This is a genomic window from Halanaerobium sp., from assembly GCF_003070835.1.
In genome coordinates, this window is record NZ_QBLR01000068.1 from 1 (window position 1) to 15646 (window position 15646).

The 15646-nt window shown below is 32.0% G+C and carries 16 protein-coding genes and 1 riboswitch; of the genes, 15 read left to right on the forward strand and 1 reads right to left on the reverse strand.

What is annotated here, in order from left to right; translation table 11 throughout:
- Positions 1 to 62: 62 nt before the first annotated feature.
- The 11 genes from mch to folK are packed head-to-tail and all read left to right on the forward strand — an operon-like array spanning position 63 to position 9209.
- Positions 63 to 1025 (forward strand): methenyltetrahydromethanopterin cyclohydrolase, encoded by a 963-nt coding sequence (gene mch / locus CI949_RS08845; protein ID WP_073160020.1) that lies wholly within the window; start codon positions 63 to 65, stop codon positions 1023 to 1025.
- A gap of 50 nt (positions 1026 to 1075) precedes the next feature.
- A complete protein-coding gene (locus tag CI949_RS08850; protein WP_073160021.1) occupies positions 1076 to 1939 on the forward strand; it encodes a RimK family alpha-L-glutamate ligase in 864 nt (287 codons plus the stop codon).
- Between the two features lie 23 nt (positions 1940 to 1962).
- On the forward strand, positions 1963 to 2907 hold the full coding sequence (locus CI949_RS08855) for a triphosphoribosyl-dephospho-CoA synthase (protein ID WP_073160023.1): 945 nt from the start codon (positions 1963 to 1965) through the stop codon (positions 2905 to 2907).
- Complete coding sequence (gene mptA / locus CI949_RS08860) at positions 2894 to 3895, forward strand: GTP cyclohydrolase MptA (protein ID WP_073160025.1); 1002 nt, start codon at positions 2894 to 2896, stop codon at positions 3893 to 3895. Before CI949_RS08855 ends, mptA begins: the two co-directional genes overlap by 14 nt.
- Position 3896: 1 nt before the next feature.
- Complete coding sequence (locus tag CI949_RS08865; RefSeq protein ID WP_073160027.1) at positions 3897 to 4601, forward strand: (5-formylfuran-3-yl)methyl phosphate synthase; 705 nt, start codon at positions 3897 to 3899, stop codon at positions 4599 to 4601.
- 52 nt (positions 4602 to 4653) lie between these two features.
- Positions 4654 to 5742 (forward strand): hydantoinase/oxoprolinase family protein, encoded by a 1089-nt coding sequence (locus CI949_RS08870; RefSeq protein ID WP_073160029.1) that lies wholly within the window; start codon positions 4654 to 4656, stop codon positions 5740 to 5742.
- Entirely contained in the window at positions 5735 to 6391 is a 657-nt protein-coding gene (locus tag CI949_RS08875) for a hypothetical protein (protein WP_073160031.1), read from the forward strand. Before CI949_RS08870 ends, CI949_RS08875 begins: the two co-directional genes overlap by 8 nt.
- Before the next feature lie 42 nt (positions 6392 to 6433).
- A complete protein-coding gene (locus CI949_RS08880; RefSeq protein WP_073160033.1) occupies positions 6434 to 7447 on the forward strand; it encodes an ADP-ribosylglycohydrolase family protein in 1014 nt (337 codons plus the stop codon).
- Positions 7448 to 7462: 15 nt separating this feature from the next.
- Positions 7463 to 8323 carry a dihydropteroate synthase gene (folP, locus tag CI949_RS08885; RefSeq protein WP_073160034.1) on the forward strand — a complete coding sequence of 287 codons (861 nt, stop codon included), beginning with the start codon at positions 7463 to 7465 and terminating at the stop codon, positions 8321 to 8323.
- Positions 8313 to 8693 carry a dihydroneopterin aldolase gene (gene folB / locus CI949_RS08890; RefSeq protein ID WP_073160036.1) on the forward strand — a complete coding sequence of 127 codons (381 nt, stop codon included), beginning with the start codon at positions 8313 to 8315 and terminating at the stop codon, positions 8691 to 8693. The genes folP and folB overlap by 11 nt, the downstream gene beginning before the upstream one ends.
- Complete coding sequence (gene folK / locus CI949_RS08895) at positions 8694 to 9209, forward strand: 2-amino-4-hydroxy-6-hydroxymethyldihydropteridine diphosphokinase (RefSeq protein WP_089720590.1); 516 nt, start codon at positions 8694 to 8696, stop codon at positions 9207 to 9209.
- Here folK and CI949_RS08900 read toward each other — a convergent pair.
- Positions 9190 to 10185: an ATP-grasp domain-containing protein gene (locus CI949_RS08900; protein ID WP_089720588.1), complete on the reverse strand. Its 996-nt coding sequence runs from the start codon at positions 10183 to 10185 to the stop codon at positions 9190 to 9192. The genes folK and CI949_RS08900 overlap by 20 nt on opposite strands.
- Positions 10186 to 10442: 257 nt before the next feature.
- On the opposite strand from CI949_RS08900, the gene CI949_RS08905 reads away from it, so the two are divergent.
- The 4 genes from CI949_RS08905 (at position 10443) to CI949_RS08920 (ending at position 15237) form a co-directional block, all read left to right on the forward strand.
- Positions 10443 to 11540, forward strand: a complete 1098-nt coding sequence (locus tag CI949_RS08905; protein ID WP_073160042.1) for an RNA polymerase sigma-54 factor — start codon at positions 10443 to 10445, stop codon at positions 11538 to 11540.
- 115 nt (positions 11541 to 11655) lie between these two features.
- Positions 11656 to 11759: riboswitch (SAM riboswitch) on the forward strand.
- A gap of 154 nt (positions 11760 to 11913) precedes the next feature.
- Complete coding sequence (locus tag CI949_RS08910) at positions 11914 to 13191, forward strand: O-acetylhomoserine aminocarboxypropyltransferase/cysteine synthase family protein (RefSeq protein ID WP_073160044.1); 1278 nt, start codon at positions 11914 to 11916, stop codon at positions 13189 to 13191.
- Positions 13192 to 13206: 15 nt separating this feature from the next.
- Entirely contained in the window at positions 13207 to 14124 is a 918-nt protein-coding gene (gene metA / locus CI949_RS08915) for a homoserine O-succinyltransferase (RefSeq protein WP_073160046.1), read from the forward strand.
- Positions 14125 to 14253: 129 nt separating this feature from the next.
- A complete protein-coding gene (locus CI949_RS08920; protein ID WP_073160048.1) occupies positions 14254 to 15237 on the forward strand; it encodes an aldo/keto reductase in 984 nt (327 codons plus the stop codon).
- The last annotated feature ends 409 nt before the right edge of the window (positions 15238 to 15646 follow it).

Sequence of the window (15646 nt, forward strand, 5' to 3'; positions counted from 1 at the left end):
AATTCAGAATATATGAGATATACCGGTGACAATACTGAATTAGGGAAAGGGGAAATTTTAATATGGAAAAAAGATTAGACCTCAACAAAAATGCAGTGATGCTGGTTAAAGAAATGATCAATGAAAAAATCTTATTAAATATAGATGTGGTTCATTATAATGATGGAATAGTTGTGATTGATGGTGGGATTGATGTTGGGGGTGGCTATCGAGCTGGGGCATTCTTTTCCGAAATCTGTCTGGGAGGATTAGGAGAAGTAGATTTTATTGATTATGAAATTAATGATTATCTGATTCCTGCAGTTAAGGTGGAAATTGATCATCCTTTAGAAGCCTGTATGCTTTCTCAATATGCGGGTTGGAAAGTTGAAAAGAATGATTTTTTTGCCATGGCTTCTGGCCCGGGTAGAATTTTAGCTGCGAAGGAAAAATTATTTGATGAGTATAATGGATATCATGAAAGCAGAAACTCGCCGGCAGTAATTGTTTTAGAAAGTTCCCAACTTCCAGATGAGAAAACTGCTAAGTATATTGCAGATGAAATGTGTACCCCATGCAGCAACAGCTATATTTTAACAGCGCCAACAGAATCATTGGTTGGTTCGATTCAAATAAGTGCCCGAATTATTGAAACCGGAATGCATAAAATGCATGAATTAGATTTTGATTTAGAAAAAATAGAATCAGCCTGGGGAATTTGTCCTATTTCACCAACGGCTGATAATACTTTAAAAGCTATTGGCAGAACAAATGATGCAGTCTTATACGGTGGAACTGCATATTATCAGGTTTACTGTGAAGATAGTGAAATAGAAGAAATTTTAGTAGATATTCCTGCATCTGCCTCAGAAGATTATGGAGAAAGTTTTTTAAATCTTTATAAGAGATATAATAATTTCTATGATATTGACCCCATGCTTTTTAGCCCTGCGCGTGTTATAATAAATAATAGAAAAAGTGGAAAAACTTATAAGGCAGGTAAAATTAATTATAAGATACTTGAAAAATCATTTTTTGAGCAATAAATGATTTAGAAAATGCTTAAAAAAATATAAAAAGCATAGGAGGGAATTTATTGCAGGCAGTAATTCTTGCATCAGATGACGGATGGCATATTGAAGAATTAAAAAGATCATTAAATAGAAAAAATATTAAGGCAGAAAGAGTCCCAATCACAGAACTTGGAGCAGGGATTGCATCTAACTTTCAGCTGAAATATAGAGACAAGATATTAGATGATTTTGACTATATTTTTGTCAGAGTAATTCCCGGGGGCAGTCTTGAACAGATAATTTTAAGGATGGATATTTTAAATAGAATGGCTGCTCTTGGTAAAAAAATAATTAATAAACCTTCTGTTATTGAAAAAACAGTTGATAAATACTATACTCAATTTATTTTGGCTGATCACGGCCTGCCAACTCCAGAAACATTTGTGACTGAAGATTTTAGGCAGGCCTTAGAATACTGTGAAAAATGGGGAGATGTGATTTTAAAGCCCATTTTTGGTTCTCTCGGCAAGGGAATAGTGCGTTTAAAAGATGAGGATACAGCCTATAGAGTTTTAAGAGCCTGGGATGAGAATAATTTTGTTTTTTATCTGCAGAAATATATTGAGCACGGACAAAGTGATATTAGAGTTTTTGTCTGTAAAGGTGAGATCATTGCAGCTTCTGAAAGGTGTGGAGCCAGCTGGAAAACTAATGTGGCTCGAGGAGCTTTTAGCAAAAAAATTGAGCTGCCGCAAAATATTAAAGATATGGCTTTAAAAACAGCAGAAATTCTCAATTTAGATTACACAGGAATTGATATAGTTTTGGAGAATGGTAGTTATAAGAACGCATATATTATTGAAGTAAATAGTATTCCCGGCTGGTATGGTTTACAGCAGGTAACAGAATTTAATATAGCTGATAGAATTATTGATTTAATGATTTAGACTTGACTTTTTGGGGGGAGAATATGCCTTTAAGTGATATAGAAATAGCACAGGCAGTTCAAATTGCATCTCTGTTGGAAGCCAGTACAGCTAAGCCAGGAAATGTTTATCCAAATAAAAGTTTTAAGGATTTAAATTATCATCATTTTTTATATAGTTCAGCTGCTGTTTTTCCAGCATTTTTAAATCTGGAGCATAAATTAGTGGGAGAAATAATTTTAAAAGGGGTCAAAGAAACCCATTCTTTTATTAGAACAAATACTAATTTGGGTATTTTGCTTTTAACTTCTCCCCTGGCAGCAGCTTATGTTAGTTTGAGACAAAAAAATTTAATTAGTGGAAAAAGTGAAGAAGAATTAAGAAAAATTCTGCAGCAGGAAGTCAGTGCAGTCTTAAAGAAACTAAGCAAAAAGGATGCAGAACTTGCTTATCAAGCAATTAATCATTCAAAAGCAGGAAACTTGGATAAGGTTGAAGAAGGAGATATTAAGGATCAAGTGGATCTTACTCTTTATCAGGCAATGGAATTAGCTCAAAGCAGAGATCAAATTGCAGCAGAATATGTCAGTAATTTTGGGCTGACATTTGATTTTGCCTATCCGGTTTTCAAAAAAAACCAGAATAAATTTACCAGGATTGAAGATGCAGTAATTCAGAGTTATTTAGAAATTTTAGCAGAATATCCTGATAGCTTAATTGCTAGAAAATGGGGTTATGATTTTGCAGCTGTAATTTCTCAAAAAACTAATAATTTACTAGAAAAACTAAAAAATATTAAAGATAGGCAGTTAAGAGAAAAGGAAATAAGAAAATTTGATGACTATTTACGTTCTAAAGATAAAAAAATTAATCCTGGTACCACAGCAGATTTTATAGCAGCAGTTATATTTTTAACAATTTTAATTTCTGGTAAGAAGATTATAAATAATTGGGCAAACTGGGGGGGAATAAAAAATGGATCAATTTAAAAGAGATGTTCAAAAAGAAAAGCCTCAATTAGTTGTAGGTTTAAATAGAGTTGGAGTAAAAAATATACAAAAAATTATTAGAATAAAAAATAATGAAAAAGAAAACTTATTTTATTCAACAATTGATATTTTTGTAGATTTACTGCCCCAGCAAAAAGGAGCACATATGTCAAGATTTGATGAAACCATTACTCAGATCATAGATGAGACAATTCAGAAAAAAGTAATGGTTATAGAAGATTTTGCAACTTATATGGCAGAAATGGCCAGAAAAAGACAGCATGCCCATCGAGCAGAAGTTAGAATAAAGGCCAAATATCCTGTAGAAGAAATGGCACCAGTATCTAAGAAAAAAACACAAAAAATAAATACAATAATGGGGCGAGCAGTGAGTACTAAAAATGGAAGTAGACATCTAGTTGGAGTTGAGACAAATGGGATGACCGTTTGTCCCTGTGCCCAACAGATGATAAAAGAATATGCAGAAGAAAAATTAGAAAAAGAAGGTTTTACAAAAGAACAGCTGGAAAAGGTATTTAAGTATATTCCAATGCCTTCACATAACCAGCGGGGAACCGGCATTTTAATGATTGGCAGTGATAAAAAAATTAAAGCTGAAAACCTAGTAGATATAGTAGAAAATTCAATGAGCAGTAAAGTTTTAGATCTTTTAAAAAGAGTTGATGAATTAGAAATTGTCAGAAAGGCCCATTTGAATCCGCGCTTTGTAGAAGATGTTGTTCGAGAAATGGTGGCTCTGACAATTAAAGAATTTGATTTTTTAAGTGATGATGACTATTTTTTAGCTAAACAAACAAATTATGAGGGAATTCATAGTTATGAAGTCTATGCTGAACGCAGTGGGACAATAGGAGAAATAAAAAAAGAAATTGAAAAAGCTGAAAATGATTATATAAATGAGGATTATATTGTAAGCTGTAATAATACGAGTACTGAAGAGTGGTTGGACTCAGATGGAGGCTGTTAAATTGAAATTATTAATCAGCATCAAAAGTGTGGAAGAAGCTTTAATTGTAAAAGATAGCAAATTTGATATTTTAGATATTAAAAATCCTGCGGAAGGTTCACTGGGAGCAAATTTTCCTGGAGTGATTAAGGAGATTATAGAAAAATCTCCAAATAGAGTTATTAGTGCAGCTGGAGGAGATCTGCCTGGACTGCCAGGTTTAAGTTCACAGATTACCTTTGGCCTTGCTAATTTAAAGCCTAATTTTATAAAATTAGGCTTTTATAATTTTAATGATTTTGAAACAGCTGTAAAAATTATCAATGAGGCGAAAAATGCAATAAGACTAAGTGGTACTTCAGCTAAGCTGATTGCAGCAGCTTATGGAGATTATAAAGAAATTAATAGTTTCAATCCTTTTTTATTAAATGAATTAGCTTTTAAAACTGAAATAGACGGGATTATGATTGATACAATTAATAAAGACGGCAGAAGTTTATTTGATTTTTTAAAGCCGGCTGAACTTAAAGATTTTTGTCAGCAGGCAAAAAAAGCAGAAGTTTTTAGTGCACTTGCCGGTTCTTTAAGCTTCGATGATTTAGGACTTTTAAAAGAAATAAAGCCTGATATTGTTGGGTTTAGAGGTGCAGTCTGCGAAAATAATGACCGCAGTTCTAAAATTAATTCTGGATTAATTAATCAGCTTTATCAGAAGCTCCAAAATTAGTTAGAAAAAATAATTAGAAAAATTATTAAAAATAGATCTGAGGTTATTGGATATGGAAAAATATAAAATTATAGGCTGGGATATTGGTGGTGCTAATATCAAAGCAACAAAAATTATTTATAATCAACAAAAACAAAAGCTGGAATCCATTAAATCAGTCAGTAAATTTTTCCCGATGTGGGATCAAAACCTGAATCCCAAAGCTATTATACAGGAAATATATCATAATTTAGCTGAGGCAGATTATTTTGCTGTAACTATGACTGCAGAACTAGCAGATAGATTTTCTACAAAAATTGAAGGAATCAATTTTATTGTAGATTTATTTAAAAATAATTTTACCAATAAAAAACTTTTCTTTTTCAATAACCAGGCTCAGCTTTTTAATCCTTTAGAGATAGCTAATAATTTCGATAGACTGCTGGAACTTGCTGCAGCAAATTGGTCAGTTTCCGCTGCCTTTGCTGCCGAATTTAAATCTGATTTCGTTTTATTTGATTTAGGCAGCAGTACTATTGATTTGATTCCGGTTAAAAACCATCAAATTGCAGCCCGTGGTCGAACTGATGTAGAGAGATTAAAAGAGGCGGAACTTATTTATCTAGGGCTGTTAAGAAGCAATTTGAGTAATTTAACTAAAAATATTCCTTATCAGGGGCAGATGGTAGATGTTATAAATGAGTATTTTGCTTCTACCGCAGATCTTCACCTGTTTTTAGATATCATAACTCCAGCTGACTATTCTGTCAGTCCAGCTGATAATGGTGAAAAAACTAAAAAAGCAGCTGCGGCAAGAATTGCAAGGATGATTAGTCTTGATCTTAATTCTATTTCTGCTGGTCAACTGCAGTTAATTGCTGATTATATTTACAATCAGGAAATATCATTAATTTATTCTAAATTACTGCAGCTTTATTCAAGGTTTTCACTAGATTATAAAATACCTTTGATGATGAATAGGGAAGCTGCTCTCTTTGAGAATGATTTAAAAATGAGAAGTGATTTTAATTTTATAAGCTTAGAAGAGTTGATACCAGTACTGAAGGATAATACTTTAACTACTACTGCAGCTGCCTTTCTTCTGCTTAAAAAATTAACCAAGACTGATTTAACTAAATTAAAGGAGTTAGCTAATGACTGATTTAACAGTACTAAAAATTGGTGGTAGTTTTATTAATAAAGAAAAGCAAAAAGAACTCAAGCAGATTATTAAGGCCTTAAAAATGGTTGAAAATCACAAATTTATAATTGCAGCCGGTGGGGGAAAGGCTGCTGATTTAGTTCGCAGCTATGACAGTAATTTTCAATTAAAGGCAAGCAGTTCTCACTTTGCAGCAATTGCAGCAATGGAACTAAATTCATATTTAATTTCTGATTACTTTGATGACTTTTCTTTTTTTTCAACAGATTTCAACTTTAAAAAAAAGATCAATATTTTTTTGCCGCTTGCTTATTATAAGCAATTTGACCCCCTCCCTCATTCCTGGGATGTCAGCTCAGATAGTATTGCTTTAGAACTAGGCCAGAGATTAAGAGTTAATAACTTTTGCTTAATTAAACAAAAAATAATAGCTAAAGATTTAAAAATAAAAGCTGAAACTGCAGTTCAGGCAGAACTTTTAGATAACTATTTTCCAATACTTTATCAGCAGAGTCAGCCTGAATTAAAAAGTTTAATTATTAAGACAGAAGCAGTCAAAGACTTTGAATTTTTACTCAAAAATAATCAGGTTGATCTTTTAAATAAAAACTTTAAATTAAAAAATACTAACTTTAATCTGTTGTTTTGAATATAATTTTAGCTAGATAAAACTAAAATTGAGGTGTGAATTATGTCTGACTATGATAAAATTGATGCTTTATTAATTGGACTTGCTCTTGGAGATGCACATGGAATGCCTTTTGAGATGCTGAATCGCGCAGATGTAAAAAAACATAAAAAGAATTCGGGCTATGATTTGAATAATAACTTTTTTGTAGAGATTCCTGATTTTCATTTTTTAAGAAGAGATTTAAAAAAAGCTGAGATCACAGATGATACAATTTTGGCCAGTCATCTGGGCAGATATTTAGTAGAGAACAAAGGCAAGATAAATAAAGAAGATTATTTCAGCAGCTTGGGCCAATTTATTGATGAACAGAAATTAATAACAAAGGGAGTAATTGGTCCCAGTACAGGTAGAGCGGTGACTAAAATAATGCGTAATGAAAAATTTACAATTTCAGAAAGAGCAGGCTTTTCAAATGGTTTAGCTCTTAAGGCAGCAGTTTTAGCCTATTTCTTACCTTTAGAAGAACAGAAATCTAATTTAGAAAAAATTGAAGAATTAGCATATTACTCCCATTTTTCTGATGCTGCAATTTCAGCTGCTGCCGGTTTCTATGCCGCATTAGCTGCAGCCTTAGCCGGTGGTGATTTAGAACAAATTTTTGCTGCAGCCTTAGATTATATGGAGCAGGGAGAAAAATATGGACTCCAGACTTTTCAGCCTTCAAGTTATCAGAGAACAAAATTTTTACTTGAATATATTGCTGATCTAAATAAGACTGAAGCTTTAGATTTTATTGCTGAGGTGATGGGAACAGGTATCAATAGTTATGAATCAGTGCCGGCAGCTTTTGCTGTTTTTAAACTTTTTCCGGATAATGCAGCCAAAGCTTTTGCTGCGGCAGTTGATCTTGGGGGAGATACTGATTCTACAGCAGCGATTACAGGTGCTTTAATTGGAGCATACAACGGCATAGGAATATTTAATAAGAATTGGGTTGAAGAGCTTAATCAGGTGAATTCTCTTTCCTTAAAAGAATTAGGGAGGTCACTTTTTGAGTTAAGAAAAAATAAATAAAGAGGTGTTGCAGCCATGACAAAAAGGAAAATAATTAAAACAAATCGTGGGGATTTAGACTACAGCAGAAAAACATTGATTATGGGGATTTTAAATTTGACTCCTGATTCTTTTTCAGATGGAGGTAAATATAATGATTTAGATTCAGCACTCAAAAGAGCAGAAGAAATGGAAACAGCAGGTGCTGATATAATTGATATTGGTGCGGAATCGAGCCGTCCTTATTCTGAAAGGGTCTCAGCTGCAGAAGAAAAAAAGAGATTAATTCCAGTTTTAAAGGAAATTTTAAAAGTTACTACAGTACCAATTTCTATTGACAGTTATAAAAGCTCGGTCATGCGGGCAGCTTTGGAGGCAGGAGCTTCTATAGTAAATGATATAAGCGGCCTTCGTTTTGATGAAAAGATGGCAGCAACAGCAGCTGAATTTGAGGCCCCGGTAATTATTATGCATATTCAGGGCAGACCTGAAAACATGCAGGATAATCCCAGTTATCAAAATCTGATTTTTGAAGTTAAAAAATATCTGTGGGATGGAATAAAGATTGCAAAAGAAGCAGGGGTTAAGGATGAAGACATCATTATTGATCCAGGTATTGGTTTTGGGAAAAAACAAGTTCACAATCTGCAAATTTTAAACAGATTGGAAAGCTTTAAAGAATTAAATTACCCTATTTTGATTGGAACTTCTCGTAAATCATTAATAAAATTTGTTAATAAAAATGAGGTAAATGAAAGATTATTTGGGACAGCAGCTACTGTTTCAACTTCAATTCTTAAGGGTGCTAATATTGTAAGAGTCCACGATGTAGCTGAAATAAAAAAAGTGGCTGTTATGACAGATGCCGTAAAATGGGAGGGCAATCATGGCCGGTAAAGATATTATTGAATTGAACGAAATGGTTTTTTTTGCCTATCATGGAGTTTTAGATTCAGAAAAAGAATTGGGGCAGCGATTTATTCTTAACTTTAAGGCCGAACTTGATTACAGTAAGGCTGCAGTAAATGATAATTTAGAGCAGACTGTTAATTATGCTGAAATATATTATAAAATTAAAGAAGTTTTTCTAGCTAAAAAATATGATCTTTTAGAAAGCGCGGCCTATAATATAATTAAGAATTTATTTATTGAATTTCCTAAATTAGAACTGATAGAAATAAAAATCAAAAAGCCAGCTGTACCAATTGAAGGCGCCTTAGCCAATGCAGCTGTAAAAATGAGCAGAAAAAGAACTGAGGTAATATAAATGAAAACTGTGTATTTAGGCCTGGGCTCAAATATTGAGCCAAAAGTTGAATATTTAAAAAAGGCAGTTATAAAATTATCCAGTGAAGCTAAAATTAATATCAAAAAGACTTCATCATTATATTTAACAAAAGCTTATGGTTATGAAGAACAGGCTGATTTTATTAATGCAGTTGTCTGTTTAAAAACAGAATTAGGGCCAGAAAAACTTCTAGAAAAAATACTGCAGATAGAAAGTGAATTGGGAAGAGTTAGAACAAAAAAATGGGGTCCGAGAACTATCGATATTGATATTTTGTTTTATGATAACTTAGAGTATCAGAGCCAGGATTTAATAATTCCTCATCCTGAAATTAGAAAAAGAGCTTTTGTTCTGATTCCACTAGTTGAAGCTGCAGAAGAAGAACTTTTTATTGATAATATCAACATCACTAAATGGCTTGATAAATTAGATTATAGTTCGGATGAAGTTGAGTTTTATAATGAATTTCCGGAGCTTAATCTAAATAAAAAGTGAACTCTTTTGAGGAAAGGAGATTCGACCCTATAAAATTTTTCTTTTCAGCTAAATTAAGTATTATTTCTGCCGGTTCAGATATTTCTGCTAAACCAATAAAGGAAGAACTTAACCTTGGATTGATTTCCAGCAGATAAAATCCTTTTTGATTGCAGATGAAATCTATGCCAAAATAACCATTTAAGTTTGGATATTTCTTTTTGACTAAATTAGCAAGCTCTTTTAACTTATGTTGATTAGGGAACCTATGATTAATTATGGAGCCAAAATAAGAAAAATCATCAGCTCTAATCAGCTGTTTATTGATGCTTAATATTCTTAAATTTGTTGAATTAGCAGCGAGAGATAAGCTTCCCGGTATTCCTGTTATAATTTTTTGGATAATCTGTCCTTTATAATTACTAAGATTTAAGTTTGAAAATTCTTTTTTTGATTTGATAATTTTAAGTTCTGAACCCGCACTATATTTGGCTTTGATAACAGCTGGAAAAAAATCTTTTCTCAAATCAAGCTTGTTATTTTTAATTTGATAACTTTCAGGTATTTTAATATCAGTGTCTTTAAAATTTTGATATAGCAGCCATTTGTTGGCTGCTTTTTTAATGCAATTTGAGCTGCAGCCTAAATTATTAATATTTTTTGTTTCCATAATTTTAGTTATCTGATAAAGCAAATTATCTGTTTCCGGAGCAATAACTAAAAAATAATCACTTTGGCTTAAATCTAAATCCAACAGTTTTTCAAAATAAGAATCACATGAGCCCTCATCTGAAACAATAATTTCTATATCATGATTTTGATGGTCAATCAAATCTATATTTTCTTGAGCAATAAAAATAGACAGCTGTAGATCTTCAATCTTAGCAAAGGATTTGATTAAAGAATCCAGCATAAACTTCCCTTCTCTGTAAAAAGATTCTTTAAAAATACTATTTCTTTTTTTACTTAAAAAATATTCCAAAATAAAAACTTTCATAATTTTAATTCACCACTTTTTTATTGACTAAAAAAATATTATAATGTTAGTAGGGTATAGAAGTTGATTAATTTAAATAGACTAAATTAATCTTATCATAATTCTTAATTATTAAAAACAAAGAATATAATATTTCTTAAATTTATTATCTAAGTTATTTAGTTATTAAATTCATTATAAAAAAAGGTTTTGTAGAAGTATTATTTAATATATAATATATAAAGCCTTATAATTAGGTGATTAAAGGAGAGTAATTTATGAAGTTAGATCTTAATTTAAATATTGAGCAAAAGCAAGAGTTGGTGATGACAACTCAGCTGCAGATGTCTATTGAAATTCTTCAATATAGCGCTTTAGAGCTCAAAGACTATATCGAAGACGAAATGAAAGAAAATCCTTTACTTGAGATGATGGAGTCACAAAGGGATATGAATTATAGGGAATCAAGTTTTAATTCTGTTCAGAAGCAAGATATAGAATATGAAAATTTTGTTGCTTATCAGCCGGATTTTTGCGAATATTTAGAAAATCAGCTTTTTGAGGTTCTCAGTGATGATGAAATTGAACTTGGGAAATTTATTGTAGGCAGTTTAAATGAGTCAGGTGAGCTAACCACAGATTTAGAAATGATTGCTGAAATTTTTGCTGCCGAAGGTTTTAATAAAGAAGAAATAGCAGAAGTTTATCAAAGAATTCAAAAATTAGATATAAACTATGACAGCAGTTTTGCTTCCTGTAAAGCTGAATATATTGATCCTGATTTAATTGTAAAAAAAGAAGATGGAAAATTTTATATCGAAGAAAAAAATACCGCTTATCCTACTGTTACTATCAGTTCTTACTATTATAATTTATTAAAAAATCAAGATGATGATATGATTAGTGATTATTTAAAGGAAAAATATCAGGCTGCTGTTTGGCTGATCAAAAGTATTGAACAGAGAAAGAATACAATTAGAAAAATTGCTCAAGCAATTTTAAAAAAGCAGATGGATTTTTTTGAAAATGGTTTAAAAAATTTAAAGGTTTTAACAATGGAAGAAGTTGCTGAAGAAATTGAAATGCACGAATCCACTGTCAGCCGAGCTACGACTGCTAAATATTTACAAACACCTCATGGAGTTTTTAGTTTGAAATTCTTTTTTAACAGTGGTATTGACGGTGTTTCATCAGTTAGTATCAAAGCAATGTTGAGTGAAGAAATTGAGGCTGAAGATAGCTCACATCCACTTAGTGACAGTAAATTAGCTGAAATATTTGCTAAAAAATATGAATTAGATATTTCTAGAAGAACTGTTGCAAAATACAGAAAATCTTTAGGTATTAAAAGTTCACGTCAGCGAAAAAAGAAATAAATTTTACAATTAAATAATGATTTTTTATTCTTAATTAGAGTTAAATTGTATAATTAAAGAAAATTATTTTCTTGACAGGATTACTAATCTATGTTAAAGTTATAAAAAACAATAAAACTTATCAAGAGTGGTGGAGGGATTGGCCCTTTGAAGCCCAGCAACCAGCAGTTAATTTTGCCCGGTGCTAATTCCAACAGAAAGATTTCTGAGAGATAAGGAGCAAGTAAATTACCCACTCCTATATTTACTTAGGAAGTGGGGTTTTTTATTTAGCAATGATTTTATTGTTTTTGAGCAGCTGTATTGGCAAAATTATTTATAATTATTAGTTAAATTAAATTTTGAGCAGCAAAAATTAGAGGAGGAAAATTTAATGAAATTAAAATTTGAAACTTTAGCACTACATGCAGGTTATGAGGCAGACAAAAACAGGAAATCAGCGGCAGTTCCTATTTATCAGACCACATCTTACTTATTTGACAGCACTGAACATGCAGCAGATTTATTTGCTTTAAAAGAAGAAGGAGATATTTATAGTAGAATTCAAAATCCAAGTAATACAGTGCTGGAAAAGAGAATTACAGAACTTGAGGGAGGAGTGGGAGCTTTAGCAGTATCTTCAGGCCAGGCAGCTGAAGTAATTGCACTACTAACTATCTGTAATAATGGAGACCACATAGTAAGCGGCAGCTCTATTTATGGTGGAACTCATAATTTATTTAAACATAGATTCAAAAATATGGGGATAGATGTTAGTTTTGTTGATTCTGAAGATCCTGAATCATTTAAAGCTGCAATTAATGAACGAACAAAAGCTCTCTACATTGAGACTATTGGTAATCCTTCTTTAGCTGTGCCAGATTTTGAAAGGTTGGCAGAAATAGCACATCAGGCAGGAATACCATTAATTGTTGACAATACTTTTGCTTCACCTTATATTTGTAATCCTTTTGAATTTGGGGCAGATATAGTTGTACACTCGACGACAAAGTACATTTCCGGGCATGGTAATTCGATTGGTGGAATTATAGTTGATAGTGGTAATTTTGACTGGGATACTGGTAGATTTCCCGAATTAATTGAACCTGATCCAAGTTATCATGGGGTTAAATTTCAAGAAGAATTTGGTAAAGCTGCCTTTATTACAAAGGCCAGAGTTCAGCTTCTAAGAGATTTAGGTAGTTCTCCCAGTCCGTTTAATTCGTTTTTAACCATCACCGGCCTGGAAACATTAGCTTTAAGAATGAAACAGCATTCCAAGAATGCTCAAGCAGTTGCTGAATTTTTAGAAGCGGATGAAAGAGTTGAATGGGTCAGTTATCCTGGCTTAGAAAGTCATAAATCACATCAGAATGCAAAAAAATATCTTAGCAATGGTTATGGAGGTATGGTTGCCTTTGGTATTAAAGGAGGTAAAAAGGCGGCTGAGAAATTTATTAATAAATTAGAACTTATTTTACATCTGGCTAATGTTGGTGATACTAAATCTTTAGCTATTCATCCGGCAAGTACAACCCATCAGCAGTTAAGTGAAGAAGACTTAATTAAGACGGGAATTTCGCCGGAATTAATCAGACTTTCAATTGGAATTGAAAATATTGATGATATTAAAAATGACTTAAATCAGGCATTAAAAACTGCTCAAGCATAGATTGGAGTGATAAAATTGCCAGTTAAAATTCAAAATGATTTACCAGCAGTAGAGACACTAGAAAATGAGAATATTTTTGTAATGAAAGAATCTAGAGCAACTCATCAGGATATAAGGTCTTTGAAGATTTTAATTTTGAATTTAATGCCTACTAAAATAAAGACTGAAACGCAAATTCTACGTTTGATTTCGAATACACCACTACAGGTAGATGTTGATCTGATGCATCCGGTAACTCATACTTCAAAAAATACAGCAGAAGAACATTTAATTAAGTTTTATAATACATTTGATGAGATTAAGGAAAATAAATATGATGGAATGATAATTACCGGAGCTCCAGTTGAAACTTTTGAATTTGAGGAAGTAGATTATTGGGAGGAACTGCAGCAAATTATGGATTGGAGCCTGCATCATGTTTACTCTACCTTCCATATTTGCTGGGGAAGTCAGGCAGCTCTATATCATCATTATGGTGTGGGAAAATATCCGCTATCAGAAAAAATGTTTGGGATTTTTGAGCATTATAAAAATAAAAAACATATAAAATTGATGAGGGGCTTTGATGATCTGTTTTATGTTCCTCATTCAAGGCATACTGAAATAAGAAAAGAAGATATAGAAGAAGTAGAAGCGTTAAATATTTTATCAGAGTCAAAAGAAGCGGGAATATATTTATTAGAAAGCAGAAATGGTAGACAAATATTTGCTACCGGTCATTCAGAATATGATCGAGAAAGTTTAGCAGATGAATATTTTAGAGATCTGGAAAAAGGAATGGATATTAAAGTTCCTAAAAATTATTTCAGAGATGATGATCCAGATAAAGAAATATTAATGCGCTGGCACAGTCATGCTAATCTCTTGTTTTTTAACTGGTTAAATTATTATGTATATCAGGAAACTCCCTTTGATTTAAGCAAATTAAAATAAAAAAGTAAAGCTCTCTATCTAGACAAATATTTTAATTCTCCCCTAAATAATGTATAATAGTAATAAAGATTATGAATTTTCACATAAACACTTAAAATCTTTAGTTACATGATTAAGGGGGAAAATATAATGAAATTTCGAAAACTAGGTAAAACGGGTTTTAAAGTTTCTGAAGTTTCTTTTGGTGGTTGGGCAATTGGTGGTTCCTGGGGCGATGTTGATGATAAGCAGTCAATGGCAGCTTTGAGAGAAGCAGTAAATCAGGGAATTAACTTTTTCGATACTGCTGATGTATATGGTGATGGCCGCAGTGAGCGTTTAATGGCTAAACTAAAAAAAGAAACTAACCAAAAGATATATATTGCCACTAAAGCAGGAAGAAGACTTGATCCTCATATAGCTGAAGGTTATAATAAAGAAAATCTAAATAGATTTGTGGACCGCAGCCTTCAGAATTTGGATGTAAATACTATTGATTTACTGCAGCTGCACTGTCCGCCAACAGAAGTATATTACCAGGAAGAAGTATTCGATGCTTTAGAAGAGATGGTTATGGCTGGAAAAATTAAAAACTATGGTGTTAGTGTAGAAAAAGTAGAAGAAGCTTTAAAGGCACTGGAATATGATAATTTGGCTACTGTACAGATTATATACAATATGTTCAGACATAAACCCGGGGATGAATTTTTAGCTAAGGCAAAAGAAAAAAATGTAGGAATTATCTGCAGAGTACCACTTGCAAGTGGATTATTGACAGGTAAATTTTCTCAAGATTCAACTTTTGCTGAAGATGACCACCGAAATTTTAACCGTCATGGCGAGGCATTTGACAAAGGAGAAACCTTTTCAGGTGTGGACTTTGAGCTGGGATTAAAAGCAGTGGAAGAATTAGAAAAGATCAAACCCGAAGGTTTAACAATGGCCCAATTTGCTCTTAAATGGATTTTAATGAATGATGCTGTTAGCTGTGTGATTCCAGGTGGTAAAAAGCCGTGGCAGGTAAGAGATAATGCTGCAGCTTCTGAAGCTGATGATCTTTCTGAGAAAGTAATGGAAAGAGTAGATGAAATTTATAATGAATACATCAGAGATAGTGTTCACCATCTTTGGTAAAATATTATAATGAATGAACCTTAAGGGTCAAAAAGTGCATAGGTAACAATCTTCCGAAAAATCTTGACAAGTGATTTAAAAGATGTATAATGTAAGTAGTATGATAAGTATAAGTAAATCACTAATAATAAGTATAATAATAAGTTTATAAGAAAGGGTGATTGTATATGTTTAATAGCATGTTCAGATTTATGAAAGAGGCTAAACTTGAATCTCCTGAGAATCAAGAAAAGCTGAATGCATTTAAAAATTTAGGTAACTACTAATATGAATTTTGATAATTAAGCCATCCTTTCGGGTGGCTTTTTTCTTTATTAGCTAGGAAATTATACCTGATGGTTTGTTGTGGATAATATTTATAGTTTCATAATTTCCGCTATCAACAAAATTTAACCTTACTATATTACAG

Bases quoted from the DNA above. Each gene is read 5' to 3' on its own strand.
- CI949_RS08900 (WP_089720588.1), bottom strand. From the start codon at position 10,185: ATGAAAGTTTTTATTTTGGAATATTTTTTAAGTAAAAAAAGAAATAGT.
- folB (WP_073160036.1), top strand. From the start codon at position 8,313: ATGGCCGGTAAAGATATTATTGAATTGAACGAAATGGTTTTTTTTGCC.
- folP (WP_073160034.1), top strand. From the start codon at position 7,463: ATGACAAAAAGGAAAATAATTAAAACAAATCGTGGGGATTTAGACTAC.
- mptA (WP_073160025.1), top strand. From the start codon at position 2,894: ATGGATCAATTTAAAAGAGATGTTCAAAAAGAAAAGCCTCAATTAGTT.
- CI949_RS08855 (WP_073160023.1), top strand. From the start codon at position 1,963: ATGCCTTTAAGTGATATAGAAATAGCACAGGCAGTTCAAATTGCATCT.
- CI949_RS08905 (WP_073160042.1), top strand. From the start codon at position 10,443: ATGAAGTTAGATCTTAATTTAAATATTGAGCAAAAGCAAGAGTTGGTG.
- CI949_RS08880 (WP_073160033.1), top strand. From the start codon at position 6,434: ATGTCTGACTATGATAAAATTGATGCTTTATTAATTGGACTTGCTCTT.
- CI949_RS08920 (WP_073160048.1), top strand. From the start codon at position 14,254: ATGAAATTTCGAAAACTAGGTAAAACGGGTTTTAAAGTTTCTGAAGTT.
- CI949_RS08910 (WP_073160044.1), top strand. From the start codon at position 11,914: ATGAAATTAAAATTTGAAACTTTAGCACTACATGCAGGTTATGAGGCA.
- CI949_RS08875 (WP_073160031.1), top strand. From the start codon at position 5,735: ATGACTGATTTAACAGTACTAAAAATTGGTGGTAGTTTTATTAATAAA.
- CI949_RS08870 (WP_073160029.1), top strand. From the start codon at position 4,654: ATGGAAAAATATAAAATTATAGGCTGGGATATTGGTGGTGCTAATATC.
- mch (WP_073160020.1), top strand. From the start codon at position 63: ATGGAAAAAAGATTAGACCTCAACAAAAATGCAGTGATGCTGGTTAAA.
- folK (WP_089720590.1), top strand. From the start codon at position 8,694: ATGAAAACTGTGTATTTAGGCCTGGGCTCAAATATTGAGCCAAAAGTT.